This window comes from Arthrobacter sp. zg-Y877, from assembly GCF_030373105.1.
GTDB lineage: Bacteria > Actinomycetota > Actinomycetes > Actinomycetales > Micrococcaceae > Arthrobacter_B.
On record NZ_JAUCPU010000002.1, the window covers coordinates 315,162 to 334,981 of the forward strand.

A 19,820-nucleotide genomic window follows, 5' to 3' on the forward strand; every position below is an offset into this window, starting at 1 on the left:
GAACGATGCACAGTACGCCCGGCGCCGGGGTGTACGGACCCTGCACCGGCGGTGCAGAGGTTCCCACGCCGGACACAGTGAAGGCGGGGAACCCGGTCCGGTTCCCCGCCTTCATCGCGGTGCTGTTCAGCGGTTAGGCAACTTCCGGCGGCAGTTCCAGCCGGGATCCGGGGATGGCTGCCAGCAGGGCCTGCGTGTAGGCCTGCTTCGGTGCGTCAAACACCTCGTCCGTGGTGCCGGTTTCCACCAGCTTGCCCTTCTCCATAACGCAGACGAAGTCCGCGATCTGCCGGACCACAGCAAGGTCATGGGTAATGAACAGGTAGCTCAATCCCAGCTCCGACTGCAGGTCCGCCAGCAGGTTCAGGATCTGCGCCTGCACGAGTACGTCCAGGGCCGATACCGCTTCGTCACAGATCACCACCTCGGGATCCAGTGCCAGTGCCCGGGCGATGGCGACGCGCTGGCGCTGGCCGCCGGAAAGCTCGTTCGGGAACCGGCGCATCACCGAGGAGGGCAGGGCCACCTGGTCAAGGAGCTCGCGCACCTTGGCCTCGCGGCTCTTGGCCGTACCGATCTTATGCACCCGCAGGGGTTCTTCAATGGTGCGGAAGATGTTGTACATCGGATCCAGCGAGCCGTACGGGTCCTGGAAGATCGGCTGGACCCGGCGGCGGAATTCGAACAGCCGCTTGCTGTTCAACGTGGTCATGTCGACGCCGTTGTACAGGATGGAACCGCTGGTGGGCGTTTCCAGGTTCAGCACCATACGCGCCACGGTGGACTTGCCCGAGCCGGACTCCCCCACCACGGCGGTGGTGGTGCCGCGCTTGATGTTGAACGAGACGTTGTCCACGGCGGTGAAATCCGTGGACCGGCCCAGCCCGCTGCGGAGCTTGAAGACCTTGGTCAGGTCCTTGACCTCAATAACGTTGTCCGCTGCCTTCAGCTTCGCATCGTCCTCGGAGGTCAGCAGATCCGCGCTCTCCAGGCCCAGGTGCTTGGCGGAGTCGATGCGCTTCGACGCAAGCGACGGCGCTGATTCCACAAGCTTGCGCGTGTACGGGTGGCGCGGGTTGGTGAGGATCTCCAGGGCGGGCCCGGATTCCACCACGCGTCCCTTGTACATCACCACTACCTTCTGGGCACGTTCGGCAGCGAGGCCGAGGTCGTGGGTGATCAGGAGGACCGCTGTGCCGAGTTCGTCGGTCAGCGTATCGAGATGGTCCAGGATCTGCCGCTGGACGGTGACGTCCAGGGCCGACGTCGGCTCATCCGCGATCAGCAGGCGCGGCCGGCAGGACAGGCCGATGGCGATAAGCGCCCGCTGGCGCATGCCGCCGGAGAATTCGTGCGGGTACTGCTTGGCACGGCGTTCCGCGTCCGGCAGTCCGGCCTGTTCCAGCACCTTGGTGACGTCCGCCGGAGCGTGCGGCAGGCCGTTGGCCCGCAGGGTCTCCTTGACCTGGAACCCGATCTTCCAGACCGGGTTCAGGTTGGACATCGGATCCTGCGGAACCATGCCGATTGAGTTGCCGCGCAGTTCCTGGATCCGCTTCTCGCTGGCTTGGGAAATATCCTCGCCGTCGAACAGGATCTGGCCGGCGCTGACCCGTCCGTTGCCGGACAGCAGGCCGATGGCAGCCAACGCGGTGGTCGACTTTCCGGACCCGGATTCCCCGACAATTGCCACGGTTTCCCCGGGCATGACGGTCAGGTGCGCATTCTTGACGGCCTCTACATTGCCGTTGGCCGTGGCAAAGGTGATTGCGAGGTCACGGATTTCCAGCAGCGGCTGCACGGGCGTGTTTTGGATATTGATGGTCATCGTTTGCGCGCCTTCGGATCAAGAGCATCACGGACAGCGTCACCGAGCATGATGAAGCTCAGCACGGTAAGGGACAGTGCTGCGGCGGGCCAGAGCAGTGTCGAGGGGTTGGACCGCAGCGACGTCTGGGCCGCTGAAATGTCATTGCCCCAGGACATGATGCTGGGCGGCAGGCCAATGCCCAGGAAGGACAGCGTTGCTTCCGCCACGATGAAGGTGCCCAGCGAAATGGTGGCGATCACGATGACCGGCGCCATGGAGTTGGGGATAACGTGCTTCATCAGGGCGGAGAACTTCGAGACTCCCAGGGAGCGCGAAGCGACCACGAAGTCTGCGTTCCGCACCGAGAGCACGGCCCCGCGCGTAATGCGCGCAACCTGCGGCCAGCCGAAGATCAGCAGGGTGAACACCACCGTCAGGACGGTGCGGTTCTCCCGGAAGGCGGGCAGCTGCATGATGATGATGGCACCGAGGATCAGCGGCAGGGCGAAGAAGATGTCACCGATGCGGGCGAGCACTGCATCGAGCCAGCCGCCGTAGTAACCGGCCAGGGCACCCAGGATGCCCCCGATGATCACGACGGCGAGCGTGGTCAGCACGCCTACCATCAGCGAGGCGCGGGTTCCGTAGATGACCCGTGCGTAGACATCGCAGCCCTGGAAGGTGTAGCCGAGCGGGTGCCCGGGTGCGGGGCCGCCGTCGGAATTGGAGAGCATGCACCCTTCGTCCGGCGAGGCGCTGGTGAACAGGCCGGGGAAGGCCGCCACCGTCAGGATCAGCATGATCAGCAGTGCGGAGATGATGAACAGCGGCTGCGTGCGCAGGTTCCGCCAGGCCTCCCCCCAGAGGCTAAGCGGCTGGACATCTTCCTTGACACTGTCGGTCTCGGCCAGAGGGGTCTCCTCCAGCGGAGCAACGTAGTGCTCGATGTGTGTGGTGTCTTTATGCATAACGGATCCTCGGATCAAGCCAGGCGTACAGGAGGTCGACGAGCAGGTTGGCGATCACGTAAACGAAGACGAGAACGCTCACGATCGAAACGATCGTCGGCCCCTCTCCCCTGACGACGGACTGGTAAAGTCGCTGCCCCACTCCGGGGACGTTGAAGATGCCTTCGGTGACGATGGCGCCGCCCATCAGCGCACCCAGGTCCGCTCCGAGGAAGGTCACCACGGGAATCAGGGAGTTGCGCAGGATGTGCACGGTGACCACGCGGGGCCGGGAAAGCCCCTTGGCGGTGGCGGTGCGGACGTAGTCGGCGTTCATGTTTTCAATGACCGACGTACGCGTGAGGCGCAGTACATAGGCGAAGGACGCCAGGCCAAGCACCAGTGCCGGAAGGATCAGGTCCGTAAATCCGGCGTCGCCGCCGACGGTGGGAGACGTCCATTGGAGTTTGACGCCCACCAGGAACTGGAGCAGGAAGCCAAGCACGAACACCGGGATGGCGATCACGATCAGGGAAACAACCAGCACCGTGCTGTCGAAGATCTTGCCCTTCTTCAGGCCGGCGATGAGGCCGAAGGCAATACCGAAGACGGCTTCGAAAACCAGGGCCAGGACGGCAAGGCGCATGGTGACCGGGAAGGCCTGGGCCAGAACGGCCGAAACCTCGCGTCCGGAGAAGTCGACGCCGAGGTCAAAGGTGACCAGGTTCTTCAGGTAGAGCAGGTACTGGACAATGAAGGGCTCGTCCAGGTTGTACTGGTCGCGCAGCTGCGCGGCGACGGCCTCATTAACCGGCTTGTCGCCGAAGAGCGCGGCGATGGGGTCTCCCGGCAGGGAGAATACGAGGAAGTAAACGAGGAAGGTGGCCCCGAAGAAAACGGGGATCATTTGGAGGAAGCGTCGGATGACGTAGCCGGCCATTAGGGGTGGCCTCCTGCCAGCTGTGGGGGATTCTTATCTCGCATTTTTTGTATGCCTGTTCTTGGTATAGAACCCGAACAAGCCGGGGCCCGGCCATCTGGCCGGGCCCCGGATCGGTCGGTCTAGATACTGCTACTTGGCCGTGACGTTGTAGTAAACCGGAACGCCGTTCCAGCCGGTCTCAACGTTGTCCACGTTTTCGCTCCAGCCGGACTGTGCCACCTGGTACCACAGCGGGAGGACGGGAAGATCCTTCAGCAGGACTTCCTGGGCCTTGTTGAAGATCTTGGCTCCTTCTTCGGGAGAAGAAGCAGAGAGGCCTTCGCTGAGGAGGTTGTCGAACTCTTCGCTCGAGTACTCGCCGTCGTTGGAACCTGCCCCGGTGCCGTACAGCGGGCCGAGGAAGTTGTTCAGCGACGGGTAGTCAGCCTGCCAGCCGGTGCGGATGGCGCCGGTCAGGGTCTTGGCCGAAGCATCTGCGCGCAGTTCCTTGAACGTTGCGTAGGGCTTGCCTTCAGCCTGGATGCCCAGGTTGTTCTTCAGACCGTTGGCGACGGCGTCAATCCACTCCTTGTGGTTGGCGTCGGCGTTGTAGCCGATGGTGAAGGGCTTGTCGGCGGGCCAGGGGGAAACCTTTTCGGCTTCTTCCCAGAGTTCCTTGGCCTTCTCGGGGTTGAACTCGAGCACCTCGTTGCCGGGGACGCTGTCGCTGTAGCCCTCGATCACCGGAGCGGTGAACTCGGTGGCCGGTTCGCGGGAACCCGAGAACACGACGTCGGTGATTTCCTCCCGGTCGATGGCCATGGAGATCGCCTGGCGGCGGAGCTCGCCGGCTTCACCGGAGAACTCCGGCAGGTAGCCGGGGATGGTGATGGTCTGGTTACCGGCGTACGCCTTCTCGGAGTAGCGGCCTTCACCCAGGTCGGTCTTGAAGGTCTTCAAGGCGGCGGTGGGCATGGTGTCCAGGATGTCCAGGTTGTTGGACTGCAGGTCTGCGTAGGCTGCATCGAAGGAGGAGTAGAACTTGAAGGTCACTCCACCGTTCTGCGGGACACGGGTACCGGTGTAATCCGGGTTGGCAACCAGATCGATCTGGACCTCGTGCTGCCAGGCGCCCTCGCCGTCGAGCATGTACGGACCGTTGCCGATCGGGTTCTCACCGAATGCGGCCGGGTCCACAAGGGCCTCGGCGGGCAGCGGGAAGAAGGCCGTGTAGCCAAGACGCTGCGGGAAGTCGGACTCGGGCTGGCTGAGCTTGACCGTGAAGGTGCTGTCATCCACAACGGTCAGACCGGTCATGGTCTCTTCCGTGGCGCCTTCGGCGCTGACCACGTCGTAGCCTTCGATGCTCTCGAAGAAGTACGAGTTCAGCTGGGCGTTCTTCGCGGCTGCACCGAAGTTCCAGGCATCAACGAAGGACTTGGCCGTAATGGGCTCGCCGTTCGTGAACTTCTGGTCGGCCTTCACCTTGATGGTGTAGGTCTGGGAATCTTCGGTCTCGATGGATTCCGCGAGCTCGTTGACCGTGTTGCCGTCAGCGTCGTAGCTGACGAGGCCTTCGAAGAGCAGGTCCATGATGCGTCCGCCACCAACTTCGTTGGTGTTTACGGGCATCAGCGGGTTCTGGGGCTCGGTGCCGTTGGCCGTGATGATGGCGGTGGAGTTACCTTCGCCCTCATTCGAGCCTTCGGCCGATTCGTCGGATCCCCCACCGCAGGCGCTCAGCGTAAGTGCGGCGAGGGCCGCTACGCTCAGCATTTTGGAAGTGCGTGTGACGCGCATTCCGCCTCCTAGTTCTGTTCGGTGCCGGCGTTGATGACGCCGGCGTTGCGGCTCTGCCAAATGGTGAACCGACTCACAAAGCCAAAAGCATAAGCCCACATTGTTGCCTCCAGGTAACAAACTGTGAGGCAGCACTCTTTCCGGAGGCGGGTGGGGCGCCCTGCCGCCAGAAAAAACGGCCCCTCACGTGCATTTTCGTCACCGGATGGGCCTCGGTAACGATTTGGTAACCGCGGTGCGTAATACATGCAACGGCATGTCACATTTGCGGACCGGGTGACAGACTGGCGGCCCTGTGCCGCGCGCCTTGCACTCGATGAGCTCTCCGCCGATTGGCGAGGCAACGCAGTCCGATCCGAACACTGTTCGCTGAGGCACCGCGAAAGCACCCCACTCGCCGTGCGCATAGCAACCACGGACCACAACATTTGTTCGTGCAGTGTCCTGAGCTATCCGGGGACGACTCGATCCATGAGGCGTGCAGGCAGGAACCGCGCCATTGGCAGCGTGAAGGCGGCATCCAGACCAAGGCCGTATCGGGTGCGGGGACGCTTGGTGGTAGTAATCTTCCTGATCTTTTTCGCGGCCTGCTCTGCCGTCATCGCCCGCTGCAGAAACGAGGACTGGAAGGTCACGGTCGAAGAGATCAAGGCCCCATAGAGTCGGGTGTGCTCCACATTCATACCCTGCGCGAGTTTGAGAGAGAGCGGCCCGCTCTTGGCGGCCATCGGGGTCTTCACGCCGCCGGACTGGACGATCACTACCTGGATGCCCTGCGGGGCCACTTCCCGTCGCAGGGCATCGCTGGCGGACTCGAACGCGGCCTTGGATCCGGCATACGCGCCGTAGATGGGCAAAGTGGCCTCCGCGCCGACGGAGCTGATGTTCACCACACGCCCCCGGCTTTGCCGCAGGGCGGGCAGCAACGCCTGGATGACCCGGATGTGCCCGAAGAGGTTGACCTCGAACAGCTCCCGCCATGTGTCCAGCGGGAGGACCTCGATAGGAGCGTTGATCTCGATCCCGGCATTGTTGATCACCGCGCGCAGCAGTCGCCTCTTGGAATCAAGGGCTATCCGGCTGGCTAGCGCCTCGACGTGTTTGCCGATCGTAATGTCCAGCATCACCGGTTCAATGCGCGCAGCGCGGATAGCATCAGCGTCCTCGTCCCGTCTGACGCCGGCGAGGACGTGGTAACCGCGGGAAGCGAGCTCGCGCGCGGTGGCAGCACCTATCCCTGTCGAGGCGCCCGAGACGACGATCAGTTCCCCCGTCGACATGGACGTAACGCTGCACCGATCCCGAACTGTCATGTACACAATGTAGGCACTGCCTACGTATGTTGTCGATGCCTACTGCCCGGCTATTGTGGTCCCATGAGCGAACGGACAGAACAGCGCCGGTATCACCACGGAGGGCTCCGCGCAGCTCTCCTGGAGGCTGCCGAGCGCAGCCTGCGGGAACGAGGCACTGAGCAACTCTCCCTGCGCGACCTCGCCCGGGAGGTGGGCGTGAGCCACGCCGCCCCGCGCCGGCACTTCCCGGAGCGTCAGGATTTACTCGATGCCCTGGCAGAGTCAGGATTCCGTCGACTCGGCGAGAGGATCCGCCACGCCGTCGCGAACGGGGACGCCGACTTCGCCTCCCGACTCGGGCACGCGACCGCAGCGTTCGCGGACTTCGCGACGGAGAACCCGGCACTCCTGCAACTGATGAATGCGACAAAGCACCAGCCGAACAAGGCAGAGGTCCGGCTCTCGGCGGAGAGAGCCTTCGAGCCCCTTGTGGACCTTATTCGCGAAGGCCAGGACAGTCACATCCTTCAGGCGGGTCCCTACGAAAAGATCGGAATCATCCTTTATGCCACGATCAACGGTCTCGCCACCCTCATCAACAGCGGACTCGTCGACGCGGAACAACTGGACGAGTTGACCGAGGCAGCCGTGCAGCAGTTCCTTAAAGGAACCGCACCATAGGACTATGGGCGACGCCGACCTTGAACGGAACGCACTCCGACGCGGAATAACGCGTGAATCGGTGCCAGGCCGTGCTCCACAGACAGTGGGCCATTGGGTACCTCAAGTGCGCTCGATCGGGAACCAGAGTTCGCACGTGGCCGTGCTGAAGTCAGGGGCATGATCAAGCACCGAGACGATGGACGGACCGGGGCGCAGCCTCCACGGGTTGGAGGGGAACCAGTCCGCCGCGGATGCCGCGTATGCCTCCTGTAGGGCGGCGGGATGCGGACCCGAGACACGGAAGACCACCCACTTCCCCGCGTCCACCTCGATCACGTCGAGGTCGTCGGGAACGTTGGCTCCGATGTCGACCGCCACGCCGTGCAGGTAGGTTAATTCGCTGCCCTCAGCGTAGTCGGCATCGACATCGGCACTGACCTGCAGCAGCCCCGAAGGCTCAGTGCCGCTGAGCTGCTTCAGACGCTCGTGCTCGGTGACGGGCAGGGAAGCGATGTGCCGCTGGATGTGAGGGTTGACTCCCTCGTAGATCAGCGGCACACGGACGGCGTGGCCGATGAGATGGAAGGTGGGGCGTTCGATGATTCGGGCATCCATGGGGGTACTCCCTTCGACGGTCAGGCGGAACCTGAGCAACGGTTGGCTTTGAAGGGGACCGCCCTGACGACGGACATCGCCGTGACTTGCGCCGTGCACGGCACGAAAAGCCCGCCCGAAGGCCTCTGTCGAACCGTAGCCGTAGCGCACTGCGATCGTGAGCAGATCCTCATCCCCGACCACATCAGCCGCTGCGACGGTCATGCGCCGCCGTCGCACATACTCCGACACCGGCATGCCAGCCAGCGCCGAGAACATGCGCCGCGCGTGATAGCCCGTCGTTCCCATAGTTCCGGCGAGTTCGTCGATGTCCAGGTCTTCACCGAGGCGCAGCTCGATCTCGTCGACGAGGCGGTTGAGGATTTGTATCACATTCGTTCCCTCCGCTATCCACTCTCGCTGGCACGGGATCGCTCCGCCCGACTTTTCCGGTTCGATTCTGCCGGGTGCCGGCGAAAAAACCATGCGTGCGTGGGCATCGAACCCCTGGCTAGGCCTAGTCGATGATCCGGTCGAGGCAGCGAAGACAGAAAGGCCCGGGATGCAATAGGCACCCGGGACCTTCCTCACGCAATCAGTCGAGTACTAAACGTTGAAGCGGAATTCCACCACGTTCCGTAGCCGAATACCCACTGGAAGCTGGCAGTCGAGCCCGAGGCAAGGGAACCGCCCACCTCCGGCTTCAAGGCACCCGACACGTCCGCATCGGCTCGCAGCCGCATATCCAGGTCGGAAGGCGCGTCATAATCAGCCAACTCCTAATTGCGTATATGGTTCGAGGGGACTTGACGCGGCGACCTGTTGTGACCATTCAACACCGCGGAATTCCGAAGGCGTTTCGACGTCGAACGAAACTGGAGACTTAATCTTAATGAACTTTTTCAAAGCACGGGTTCCACTTTGGACTCTCCTACTGATCACCTTCTTGGTTCTCGCGGGAACGGGCGCCGCTTTCGCATTCGGTGGACTCAAAGGTCTCGCTCTCAATTCGCTGTTCACCAGCAGTTCGAACGAACGCGATTCGCAGGTGGTTCAGTCCGTCACGCAAATGCAAGAGGTCGCCTTGCTGAGCCTTTACATCGAGGGTATCGAGAGACAAGAAAGCAATGGCGAGATTTTCGGCATGGCCATACCCGCGAGCGAGAAAACGACGCTGATCCAGTACAATTTCGACGCAAAATTAGGCATCGACGGGTCACAGGTGAAGATCGAACCCACCGGCGCAGGGTCGTTTCACGTGACTATCCCTGAATTCATCGGCATCGGCTTTGACGATCCCGTGTTCGAGGACCCCCTCGAGGACAACAACGCGCTTGGCTGGCTGGCACCGCCAGCCGTTCAAACCCGCGTGATCACCAACATTCTCAGCGACGAGAACAAGCAGGAGTACATCAGCCAAAACGAAGCAGCATTGAAAGAGCAGGCCAAGGTGTTCTACTCCGGAATCATCGCAAGCATCGATCCCGAGATCACCATCACCTTTGATTTCGCAGGGTAGATGCCCGCAGCGCCGCGTCCTTGTTTAGACTAGGTTTTTCGGGCGCCTGCGGGCGAGAAATCCTGATTGGTGGTGTAAGCATCGTCGGCAAGCAGTCGAAGGTAACCGACTGGCGCCTGCCGGAATAGACACTTATCAAAGCTTGCCCCCGATATAGAAATGCCGCCCTCTTACGTTTTCGCGGAGGGCGGCATTTCTATTGATTCAGAAGAGAAATCTATACATTAAACCTAAACTCCACCACGTTCCGTAACAAAGCAACGTCTGAGCTAACCGGGGTTTGTCGGTTTCGGGGTCAAGGCCGTCTTCGGTCAGCCCCAGCTGGTCGGGGCCGGTGTCTCTATCAGCATCAACCGCGGCGGTGCTCGAGTGCCGCGTTTCGAAACGGGAAGGGTCTAGTGAAAAAACTCCTCCTCATGGGTTTGCAGAACCCAGTCCTGGTCGGCGCCCCCTGACATCTCCCGAGCTTCAAGCGCCGCTTGCAGGTCTATTGCGTGCTTTCCCACGAACCGCAGCTGCTGTTCCTTTCCCGCAAGCGTGACGGAGACGGTCACGCTTCCCCGCTCTCCTACTTTCTGGGTGAGCAGGTCCTCCCGAAGCTCCTCAACGGGAGTTGAGCAGGCGTGCCTGTACTTCGCGGCGCAGGTCGGACAGAGTGCGAGTCTGTTCTCGGTGAGGTCCTGTGTTACATCACCGGCAAATTGCACTGCCTCGAAGTAGTACTGTCCACTCACCTTAAAAGGCATTTCCGTGTTGCAGACCTGGCACACCATGATTCCGTCCTCGTTCGAGTACAGCTCGGTCAAATAGCTTTTTGCAGTGCTCCGGAACCCGGGCTCCTGAATGCGGACTTGTCGAATGCGCTCCGCGTACTGGCGCAAGGGTGCGTCGGTTGCTTGCTCGCGGACTCGCTGAGCGCGACGCTCTGGCGTTGGCGAGGGTCCTTCGGGCAAAATAGGGCCCTTCTCCTGCTGTTTGAATGCTTGGAACAAGTCCCAGTCCTTGAGCATCTCCTTGGCCTTGAGAGCGGCCTCGGGAGAAGGGAAACCAAGGACCTTCGCTGCGTCCTCCTCTCCTCGCTCCTTTTGCGCGTGCAAGAGGGCGGGCCGTCCGAAGTGTGCTCTTTCCAAAAGAGGTGAATCAGGATGAACGGCCAGCCCGTCGGCGAGATCCTCAGCAGTTGTGTCGGCGGGTAATCGAAGGTTGCCATCCCGGTCCAGGATCCAAGGCACCGTAGTCAGGGCCTGCATCAGCTGCGATTCAATTCGATGACTGGCAGCGGACGCATTGGCCCGATAGATCGCTCCTGCTTTGTCCATCCCAGCGCGTGCAACGACGTCCCAGAGCCCCTGAAGAAGATTTGCATCATGGGTTTCGACGATGGCGGCGAAGTCGGGTATGACCCAGTCCTGATTGATAATTTTACTGGTCTCACGGTTCTGGAAGCGCCAAGAATTCTGGAACTGTGCGTTACGCCATATGGGTGTCCGCTTGATCGTGATTCCTGTTATCGCGCCGATCTCCCCGGCCAGTGCAGCAACGTCGATCTCGAGCTCATCGTAGGCGGCGACGAGTTGCAGCGGGGGGGTGCGGCCCAATGAGTCTGATCTGTAGAGCGCTGATAGTCCGGATGCTCGGAAAGGGCTGTCGATGAAAGTGTTGGACGGCGCTGACCAGCTAAGAGATCCATCCACCCGTTCTGCCACAAGGATGGGCGCATTCGCGTAGGAAGTGGGAGCGAGTGCTCGCTCGCTGATCAGTTGTTGGAGGTTGACGAGATCCTCCACGTGCAAAGGAGTGACCTCTGCCGGCACACTCGAGTAGGTGCGGAAGCGGGCGCTGAGCCGGGCGGCTGCATCCCATTTCTTAGTTCCAGCCGAGGCGTAGAACTGGCGAAGGGCAGCGGCCTCCGGTCTCTGCCCCCCCTCGTCGTCCTCGTCAAAAGCGACAAGTGAGTCCAGGACAAGCCCAAACGCTTGCAGACCGGCGGCGGCCGGTAAATAGGCTTTGGGGCCGGCTACGTGTTCAATGCCTTCGCTACCCTGCACTCGAAGGACAGGTATGGTGCGAAGACTGTCTGAGAAGGTGTCGTCGTAGCTATAGGAGCGCGGGTCACTGCTTCGATAGGGATTGCGAACGCTCGTAGCCAACCGTCCGAGTGCCGTGTAGAAGGACCTGAGCCACGGGTCACTCTTATCGGCGATCCACGAGTGCCAAGCCCGGAGTTCGGCTCGATACTCCTCCTCTTCCTCCTCGACATATTCCTCGGCCTCATACTCCCCGGCGTCATCGCCCCATGATTCGATTTGCTCGCTGATCTGGCTGATGCGTTCGAAGGCGTCGCCAAGCTCGCTCGTCGCGAAGTCGATCGCATTTAGTGAGTTGAAGAACGCGCGAGGCCTGCCTTCCCGTTCGGGAAGCCACCCCGTCGCAGGATTGTCCTCTATATTGACCGAAATGCTTCGGAGGAAGTCGGCGTCTTTCAAGTCGAGAGCTGCACGCAACGGGCTTACTGATCTGATGAGGCGGGTCGAGTTGTCGTAGTTGCTGCCACTCAGGACTGGCGTGATTGGGGTTGTCTCGAAGGCCCAAATGATGTGTTTTCGAAGGGGTTCGTATCGGCGCGGAAGGTCATCGCTCTTGTTGGGCAGTGCGCTGAGCAGTCCGTCGTCGAGTAGCCCTGCGTCCCGCATGTGGGGTAAAGCGTTCGCCACGAGAGCGGCAATCCCTTCGAGGAGTTCGTCGTTGCCGTCCCCTTCACGGACGCTGTCTCGAGCGACGGTGGATGCGAAGGGCGCGTGAATATGGAACTTGAGTCCGGAGGTCTCTTTGACTGCAGGGAAGTAGATGAATACGCGTCCATCGACGGGTTCCACGGTGAAGTTGCGTGCATCGAGCGTTGTGCTCGAACGTGACCCCCCGATGCCCTTGTCGGCCATCTTGTCTCCTTTGGTCAAGGAGAATGCGGCCGCGATGGGAAAGGTCGTGCCGTCGACGGGTGCAGTTCCTTGAATCCGGTACCAGTAGCTTGGTCCTGAGTCCCCATGCAGGCTGTCGATCTCGATGATATGTTCGTCTAGATCTCGACGTTCGAGCAATCGGACGTTGCCATCGAGGAAGGTGGTGGCAATGAGACGGATGTTGTCGAGGAACAGCAGGGTGGACCGGGAGATTTCGGTGAGTGCTTTACTTACCTCAACGATGGCTTGCGCTGCGTTCTTTCCCGGCCGGTCGAAGGGAAACCAGAACGTCGTCCGGTCCGGATTGCGTGCGAACGGTTCGGTACGGGTGGGCACAAACAGGTCCTGGATAGCGAAGGCGTACTCACCGGACTGGACCTGGGGCGTCTGCGTGTAAGCGAAAACCGCTTTGAACCCCACCCCGAACTTCCCAATGCTGGTGGCTTCATCGGCCTTGGTAGATTGACCGATTCCGGTGATTGATTCGATGTCTTGCAGATTGAAGATCCGGGAGCCGTCGTGTTCGACGAGGAGACCGTCGTTTCTCAACTCGAAGTTCACTTCTCGGGCGTGAGCATCCTCTGCGTTCTGCAGGAGTTCGTAGATGAAATGGGCGTTGTCTGGGTACAGATCGGCGAGGAGCTTACGGAGACCCTCTTCGAACCCGTTGCTTCGTGCGGCGTCTATGTAGGCCCGGCGGTTCGCGGTAAGGGTATCGAACATTGTCATGGGGCTACTACTCTCAGCAGGATGCTGGCGACGTGGCGCGAGGCGAGGTCTGCTCGGCTAGCAGCTTGCCGTTGAGCTGAAATGAGCCGGTCGAATGATGCTTCGGCGCTTGTCCGCTCGCCAGCTTTCATGACGATTATGTCGGGGTGGGTTGCGGACTCGAGTTGGCGTTCGATAATGCTGAGCCGACGAGCTTTCTGGGATGAAAGGGCAACGGTGCGACGCTCGACTGCTGCTATGTGTTGGCTCTGGTGCTTTGCTCTCGCCTGCGTCCACACCGTTGCATGTCGCTCATCTAGTCGGGCGCTCTGCACCTCTTCAATGTGTTTGCCTCCACTATCGGTGCAAGCAGCGAGAAGTGATGCTGCTCGTTCTTCGATTGCCTCGTTCTCGGCCACGAATCGGTATGTCAACGAATCTCGCACGCCGAACCTTGTCCATGCGTATACAGCGACAGGGTAGTCGCCGGGTTCGACCTCCTTCGAAGTGACGACCGCGGAAACATGAACAGGATCAGACAGGTGAAACCGTCTAGCTGCCAGGAGTACAAGGGGGTGGCTAGGACTTAGGAGCTCGACGTTCCCCGCCTCTTCTGTAAGTTCCGGATCGGTAGTCATGCTCAGCACGATCCGGTCCCCGCGGAGCAGCCGCTTCAGGTGACGGGCATCGATGTTCTGGGCGTCGAGCTCGTCGATTATTCGAGCAGCAGCCTCCGCGTTGAGTGGTACTCGTGCGATGCGGCCTGGACGGAGTGCAATGGATCGGCCTGGCTGTACTGATTCGAAGTATCTTCTTACAACGGCGGAAATCTTGCGGGCGCTCAGCCATTCACTGGATGCTTCCGCTACGTTCTCTTCAAATGAGGAGCCGGTGTATCCCAGTAGGTCCGCTTGTTGATCTTCTAGCCGTTGCTCTTCCTCAATGCGTGCGATGTCGTTGTCCGCGAGTTGTCGGAGCGCAGCCTGTCGTTCGTGGGGCTCCATCTGAAGGTTGGTGGCGATGTTGACAATGGCGGCAGTGACGTCGCCGAGGATCTGCTCGCTTCCTCCGATCGCATGGTGAAAGACGCCGATGCGGGAGAGGCACCGATCGTAGATCTCCGCTTCGATGGTGCCGTGCGTCAGGATGTTGATGATAGCCACAGCTTCGCTTCGCTGGCCCCGGCGGTCGATGCGCCCGATGCGCTGCTCGATACGCATCGGGTTCCAGGGGATGTCGTAATTAACCAGGGTGTCGCAGAATTGGTAATCGAGGCCTTCGGTTCCTACCTCGGAACAGATCATGACGTCGATGGCCTGTGGATCTGAGCGGTCGAGCTTGAATCGGCGGCGAATAGCCTTGCGGTCGTCGTCGGGTACTCCGCCGTGCATGACTGCAACGCGCACTCCCCACATGCGACACCGGGTTTCGAGGTACCTGATGGTGTGCCGGAAAGTACTGAAGATCAGGACCTTGTTGTTGGCGTCCGCCGTCTTGCCGTCGATGATCTCTTTGAGCAGTTCGGCTTTCGGGTCAAGCTCGTCGTCGAGCCGCTGGGCCATCTCTTGTATCGAGGACGCCTCTACCCGAAAGCCCTCAATCTGCTCGGGAGTGAAGGAAATGACCTCCTCCTCGCCGTCGACGTCCGTACCAGTCAGGCGGTTCTCGAAAAGGTCCGTGATCAGGGGCGCCAGTCCCGTTATGGAACTTGCTGCCTGCCGGTGAAGGGTAGACATCAAGAACTTGACCGAAATCCCTGGTGTCCGCAATGTTGCGATCTTCTCACCCAGCGCGAGTACAGCGTCATAGACAGCTTGTTGAGCATCGGTGAAATGGACCGTGGGGGATGACGGCTTTCGAGTTGTGAATTCGCCAATGTCACGCCGCCGGGTCCGGGTGACGATCTCAGAGAAGGTGTTAAGTGCCTCAACCGAGCGGATGACCCTGATGCGAGCTCGATCATCGAAGGGCGCGTCGTTCAGTAGCTCACGCACCTCGTCCACGCGACGATCCAGCGCGAGTACATCTCGGCCCCATTCCGTCTGCAGCGCTTTCTGCAGGTGGCCTTTGACGTCAGCCTGCCAGTCATTCTCTGCGGTGCGTGCTGCTCGGGACGCGTTGAAGAGGTGCTCGTTGGGCTCGAGCATGACGCGGAAGTCATTCCAGTCGAGGACGAGGTCGTCTCGCAGGAGATTGACGATCGTGAAGAGGTCCTGACTGTGGGTCTGGATAGGGGTCGCGGAGAGCATCACGACGGCTTCGGCGGCGTCGACAAAGCGTTGAACGCACTGATAAGCCTTCGTCTCACGGTTTCGGATGTGGTGTGCTTCATCGACAATTACGAGGTCGAAGCCCAACTCACCGGCAAGGTCATTGAGGCTTGCTACCTTCGTCTTAGAACCAGTCCGCGTACCAGTCAGGAGTGTTTCATCGAGCAAGGAGAAGGGGAGAATCGCTTTTTGGTAGCGAACTGGCCAAGACCCGTCCCGAAGGGTTTCCTCGAGGCACCAGCGGAGCGTCTTGCTATCCAGATGAACAAAATCCTCGTCAAAACGCTTTAACTCGTCTCGCCACTTATCGTCGACCACGAGCGGACGCGGACAGATCACGAGAACGGACTCAGCCCTCTTTCGTGCTTGAAGCTCCTTAATGATCAAACACGCTTCGATCGTCTTACCGACACCCACGTCATCGGCGATCAGGATGCGAGGGCGGTCTGACTGGACAAGTTTAAGGACCGGCCGGTACTGATACGGCTCGAAGTCGACTCGTCCTGCGTTCCGGGAATGAAGGTAGTCGCTGTTGGGATCAAGCAGCAGTAAAGCAGTCAGCGCCGCATGGAGCTCGCTCGCAGTTACCGATGCAACTGAATCGTTCTTAGAAACCGTTTCAATCTGAGGGGCAAAATATTGGTGCGTCGCTCCGTCATGGAAGACTGAGTAGCGAATCGCCCCACCCACCTGATCTGTTCCTAAAACCGCCCCACTGACCTCGGGACGGGCGATAAGACGAACGAGCGTACCGGGACCAATCGTTGATTTTTCGTCGACAGACATGACGCAATTCTTCCTTCCATTAGACATTTTCGAGACCAGTCCACCGGCGAAGTGGTGTACATTGATCTCGTTTCAGCCTTTCTCCTTCTTTGCAAGGAAGAAGCCCAAGAATTCACCGTCCTGATGCATCCCGCCGAAGCGATCCTCTGATACGAAACCAATCGCTTACAACAATTACAATCGCAATTCTGACTCGCCCAGCGTGCTACGCGACTGTTGGGCGCTGCCTCCACGGGAGTAGGGCGAGACCTGAACGACCTTTGTCTGTGTACCGTCAGGACCGAACTTCTGCAGACGCTGGTGCCCGTTGACCATATGTTCGTTGGGAGACTTTCTGCTCGGCTCCTCGCCGATGCCCTCGGAAGCCGGCAACGTAGACGCGGGGACTCGCTCCGCGCCCGCGGAGCTAAGCTGCTCGGTCCCCTTCGTCCGGCCTCGATGTCAAGAGCGTGACCCCAACAGCAGCCATAAGACCGACAACAGCAAGGCCCGGTTTGAAAGCTCTATGCTCCTTGATCCGCTCCCACCGGCTCGGAATCTGGCTCATATCTTGTTCGCCCGTCTTCGCCTCATGCTTGCGCACACCAATGGACTCAGACTTTGCTGGTTTGTCCTTCGGCTGCCCAAGTGATGATGGCTCGAGCGGCCGATCCCCGTCGAACGGGTCTTCTTGATCGAGGTCAGGCACTCGGTCACTCTATCCTTATGTCGGTAATTCCGGTTGCACACACGACTGGGCGTGAGCACGAATCCGCCCTAAGCATTGATCCTGCATGCAGAAAACAATGCATCAGTGACCTCAAAGCAAGAGTTGCACATTTAGGACTCCGTGTCCCAGTCAGTCTCGTCTTCGACTTTTTCGTCACATGACGTGCAGGTGAGCGTCAAGACGGCCCTCCTTCGGAGCCTGGTTTTGGCCAGTCCCAACATACCGGGCTAGTGAATGGGGAACAATACGAACTGTCGTGGCGTTCGGAATAGTCGGTCATGTTGGCGGTCGGCTTGCCACAGTTCGGACAGGGCCAGTTGGGACCCTCACAGGTGCGACTGTTGTGGCCTTCAAATCCGCACGCAGCACAAGCCATTACAACTCCCCTTGACCATAATTCAGCAGCACGTCAACAAAGACACATTTAACCATACCGGCGTGCTATATAGCGGTGAGGCACGACGACCCGGAACCATCAAGCGGCGCATCCGCAAGCCTTATCTAGGGCCATTCGTTCAGGTATTGTATTGGAACTCGAACAGGGCTTAGCACGAGCCACCCACTAGAGCGACTTCAATTGATTTCGCGTCGGCATTTCCTTACAGTGAGTCCGATTGTTTGAACGTGTGCAGCATGTATCGGTTGCCTAACCCAAGTGGCTTAGGTGGTCGAAGTGCGTCACCACCCCACAATTGATCGGGTCGACGCTCGATTACGCATTCCGGCTATGCTGTCGTTGCACCCAGTACTATGCCCGCCTTGGGGAGGTGGCCTCCGTCGTCCGCACATGGTGGCTGAATACCCACCGTTGGAGGACCCGTTGACCACCGCACCTGAGACAGCCGTCACCTACTCGACGGTCGATACGCCCCGTGACGCCATCGACCTGGCGGCATTCCTTTGCCACCCGGAGCGGGACCACCCGGTCGTGGTGATCTCCTCCACCAAGGACGGGCCACGGATTGATCCGGCCGCCGTCGCCGGGCGTCTCGGAAACAAGGCCACGGTCTACCTCCTGGCCACACCTGCGGTGGCTTACCCCTTCGATGAGGCCATGCCTGAGGAGACATCCGTCTACGGCGGCGCCGCCCGCTCCTACCCGACCGGGAGTGCATGGCACAGCAACCAGAGGATTTCCGTCCTCCGCCTGGCCTACGCGGACGCTGAAGCCCGCGACGCTGTCGACCTCCTCGCCCAAGACGTCGACAAGATGGACCCGTACGCGCCTCCGGTCACCACTTCAAGCACACCGGCCCGCTCGACGGTGCCCCAAGTTGTTGGGTGCGAGGTCTCCATGCTGCTGCCCCCGGACGGGGTGCTGGTGAAACTGGCTCACGGCATGGCCCGCATCGACACCGCCACCCTGGCGCCCGGAATCGAGCCGGAGCGCCTGTTCACGCCTGGCCAGAAGCTGACCGGCACCGTCCAGGACGGGCTGCTCACCATCACCTCCGGCATCCATACCGTCGCCGAAGCCGTCGCCCACGCCCCCGCCGGCACCATCTACCCGGCCTTGGTCCTGAACGAGAAGCGCATCGCCCTGTTCCCCGGCCTGGTCGTCCGCCACACCTCCCCACGAGAGCCGGGCAGTGTCATTGCCGTCCGCGTCGAGCTTTCCGGCCGTGCCGATGGCAAGGGCTGGAAGTTCTCCACCGCGGAGGACCCAGAACCGGAGTCAATCACACCGGCCCTGCCGTTCTACGTCGGCGACGAACCCTGGATCGTCTGGAGCCCTCGGGCCGCGCAGCCCGTGGAGATCGCTGAGTCCGATGAGCCCGCGGAACCGAAACCGGGTCCAGAAGGGGAAGAACACGCCCCAACTCAAGACAACGCGCCAGCCGCGGCCGACGATGGTGAGACGCCGCCTTCGTCGGCGCCCCCTGCTGCTGCGCACACCGACGTCACCTCCGCCCTGGAATTGATCCGGACGACACTTCACGATCTCGACGAAACCAACCGCCGCCTTGAAGCCGAGGCCACCGCGTTGCGTCATACGGCCTCAAATCAAAAGTCGGCAGGCCCCGTGCCCTCGCCCGGGCCCGGCGGCGCCGCCCTGGACCAGGCCCAGCGGCAAGTTGCCCTGCTGACACGGGAGCGGATCGAACTCGTCGGGGACCTCACCCGGGCACTCGGTGATGCGGACACCCTAGCCGCTGAGAACACCGCCTTGGCCCATGAGAACGAACGCCTGCGGGAAAGTGTCCGTACGGAGCAGACCCGTGCTGCCCGTGCCCGTCAGCTCTCCCGGGAAATCTCTGCTGGCGTATTCACCGGACCGCTGTTCGCCGACCCCGCCGAACAGTTCCGCCACGATGTCTACCTAGAGTGGGCGACTCGGATCCCGGCCGCGTCCAAGGCCGAAACACCTCTTGCGGAATACGGCTTCACGGAAAAATTCCTGCAGACTGTCGACCGGATTCAGGGCGTCGACCGGTCCAAGATTGTCGCTGTCGTTGTGGAGGTTCTCACCGGCATCGCCGACACATCCGCCGGCCGCGACATGCACCGGCTCCGCGGTGGGCCCAAGGCTGGAACCGGCTTCATCGAGGACGCAGAGTACGGCACCGCCTGGCGGGTTGCCCTGCAGGTCGCCACCGCATCGGCCCGCCGGCTGCACTTCTGGCGCGGCACCGACGGCAAGGTCATGTTCGCCACCGTCGGTGTCCACGACGACATGGGCATCTGAGCTGAACGGGCCCGTCGGCGGGATGTCCGGGGCTCTCCCCGCGGACATCCCGCCGACGGGGGGGCTTCCTGATCCCCGCGCGGCGGCAGACAGTCTGCGCATGTAATCGCGTGTCTCAAGGTTTTCCGACCAGCTCCCGGCAAGCATCTCT

At 60.9% G+C, this 19,820-nt stretch carries 13 protein-coding genes; 4 read left to right on the forward strand and 9 right to left on the reverse strand.

The window, feature by feature from the left end:
* The first annotated feature begins 5 nt into the window (after positions 1 to 5).
* Positions 6 to 137 carry a hypothetical protein gene (locus tag QNO03_RS05550; protein WP_289602391.1) on the forward strand — a complete coding sequence of 44 codons (132 nt, stop codon included), beginning with the start codon at positions 6 to 8 and terminating at the stop codon, positions 135 to 137.
* On the opposite strand, the gene QNO03_RS05555 is transcribed toward QNO03_RS05550, so the two are convergent.
* From QNO03_RS05555 to QNO03_RS05575, 5 genes are all read right to left on the reverse strand, one after another.
* On the reverse strand, positions 134 to 1,828 hold the full coding sequence (locus QNO03_RS05555; RefSeq protein ID WP_289602392.1) for an ABC transporter ATP-binding protein: 1,695 nt from the start codon (positions 1,826 to 1,828) through the stop codon (positions 134 to 136). The two genes, QNO03_RS05550 and QNO03_RS05555, sit on opposite strands and share 4 nt — an antisense overlap.
* The gene (locus tag QNO03_RS05560; RefSeq protein WP_289602394.1) at positions 1,825 to 2,778 is read right to left on the reverse strand and encodes an ABC transporter permease; all 954 of its coding nucleotides are present in this window, start codon (positions 2,776 to 2,778) and stop codon (positions 1,825 to 1,827) included. The genes QNO03_RS05555 and QNO03_RS05560 overlap by 4 nt, the downstream gene beginning before the upstream one ends.
* The gene (locus QNO03_RS05565) at positions 2,771 to 3,697 is read right to left on the reverse strand and encodes an ABC transporter permease (protein ID WP_289602395.1); all 927 of its coding nucleotides are present in this window, start codon (positions 3,695 to 3,697) and stop codon (positions 2,771 to 2,773) included. The genes QNO03_RS05560 and QNO03_RS05565 overlap by 8 nt, the downstream gene beginning before the upstream one ends.
* Before the next feature lie 132 nt (positions 3,698 to 3,829).
* Entirely contained in the window at positions 3,830 to 5,479 is a 1,650-nt protein-coding gene (locus tag QNO03_RS05570) for a peptide ABC transporter substrate-binding protein (protein ID WP_289602397.1), read from the reverse strand.
* 449 nt (positions 5,480 to 5,928) lie between these two features.
* Complete coding sequence (locus QNO03_RS05575) at positions 5,929 to 6,792, reverse strand: SDR family NAD(P)-dependent oxidoreductase (RefSeq protein ID WP_289602399.1); 864 nt, start codon at positions 6,790 to 6,792, stop codon at positions 5,929 to 5,931.
* A gap of 63 nt (positions 6,793 to 6,855) precedes the next feature.
* Here QNO03_RS05575 and QNO03_RS05580 point away from each other — a divergent pair, with 63 nt between their 5' ends.
* Complete coding sequence (locus QNO03_RS05580) at positions 6,856 to 7,455, forward strand: TetR/AcrR family transcriptional regulator (RefSeq protein WP_289602401.1); 600 nt, start codon at positions 6,856 to 6,858, stop codon at positions 7,453 to 7,455.
* Between the two features lie 102 nt (positions 7,456 to 7,557).
* On the opposite strand, the gene QNO03_RS05585 is transcribed toward QNO03_RS05580, so the two are convergent.
* On the reverse strand, positions 7,558 to 8,424 hold the full coding sequence (locus QNO03_RS05585; protein ID WP_289602403.1) for an AraC family transcriptional regulator: 867 nt from the start codon (positions 8,422 to 8,424) through the stop codon (positions 7,558 to 7,560).
* 499 nt (positions 8,425 to 8,923) lie between these two features.
* On the opposite strand from QNO03_RS05585, the gene QNO03_RS05590 reads away from it, so the two are divergent.
* Entirely contained in the window at positions 8,924 to 9,550 is a 627-nt protein-coding gene (locus QNO03_RS05590) for a hypothetical protein (RefSeq protein ID WP_289602404.1), read from the forward strand.
* Between the two features lie 395 nt (positions 9,551 to 9,945).
* On the opposite strand, the gene QNO03_RS05595 is transcribed toward QNO03_RS05590, so the two are convergent.
* The 3 genes from QNO03_RS05595 to QNO03_RS05605 all read right to left on the reverse strand — a co-directional run bounded on the left by QNO03_RS05595 (position 9,946) and on the right by QNO03_RS05605 (position 16,962).
* Positions 9,946 to 13,233: a sacsin N-terminal ATP-binding-like domain-containing protein gene (locus QNO03_RS05595; protein WP_289602406.1), complete on the reverse strand. Its 3,288-nt coding sequence runs from the start codon at positions 13,231 to 13,233 to the stop codon at positions 9,946 to 9,948.
* 2 nt (positions 13,234 to 13,235) lie between these two features.
* Complete coding sequence (locus QNO03_RS05600) at positions 13,236 to 16,274, reverse strand: DEAD/DEAH box helicase (protein ID WP_289602407.1); 3,039 nt, start codon at positions 16,272 to 16,274, stop codon at positions 13,236 to 13,238.
* Between the two features lie 406 nt (positions 16,275 to 16,680).
* Positions 16,681 to 16,962, reverse strand: a complete 282-nt coding sequence (locus QNO03_RS05605; protein WP_289602409.1) for a hypothetical protein — start codon at positions 16,960 to 16,962, stop codon at positions 16,681 to 16,683.
* Between the two features lie 841 nt (positions 16,963 to 17,803).
* Between QNO03_RS05605 and QNO03_RS05610 the strand changes: the two genes are divergently transcribed.
* On the forward strand, positions 17,804 to 19,669 hold the full coding sequence (locus QNO03_RS05610) for a hypothetical protein (RefSeq protein WP_289602411.1): 1,866 nt from the start codon (positions 17,804 to 17,806) through the stop codon (positions 19,667 to 19,669).
* Positions 19,670 to 19,820 lie beyond the last annotated feature (151 nt).

Coding starts and splice junctions, on each gene's coding strand:
- QNO03_RS05550 (WP_289602391.1), top strand. CDS start 6: ATGCACAGTACGCCCGGCGCCGGGGTGTACGGACCCTGCACCGGCGGT.
- QNO03_RS05555 (WP_289602392.1), bottom strand. CDS start 1,828: ATGACCATCAATATCCAAAACACGCCCGTGCAGCCGCTGCTGGAAATC.
- QNO03_RS05560 (WP_289602394.1), bottom strand. CDS start 2,778: ATGCATAAAGACACCACACACATCGAGCACTACGTTGCTCCGCTGGAG.
- QNO03_RS05565 (WP_289602395.1), bottom strand. CDS start 3,697: ATGGCCGGCTACGTCATCCGACGCTTCCTCCAAATGATCCCCGTTTTC.
- QNO03_RS05570 (WP_289602397.1), bottom strand. CDS start 5,479: ATGCGCGTCACACGCACTTCCAAAATGCTGAGCGTAGCGGCCCTCGCC.
- QNO03_RS05575 (WP_289602399.1), bottom strand. CDS start 6,792: ATGACAGTTCGGGATCGGTGCAGCGTTACGTCCATGTCGACGGGGGAA.
- QNO03_RS05580 (WP_289602401.1), top strand. CDS start 6,856: ATGAGCGAACGGACAGAACAGCGCCGGTATCACCACGGAGGGCTCCGC.
- QNO03_RS05590 (WP_289602404.1), top strand. CDS start 8,924: ATGAACTTTTTCAAAGCACGGGTTCCACTTTGGACTCTCCTACTGATC.
- QNO03_RS05595 (WP_289602406.1), bottom strand. CDS start 13,233: ATGTTCGATACCCTTACCGCGAACCGCCGGGCCTACATAGACGCCGCA.
- QNO03_RS05600 (WP_289602407.1), bottom strand. CDS start 16,274: ATGTCTGTCGACGAAAAATCAACGATTGGTCCCGGTACGCTCGTTCGT.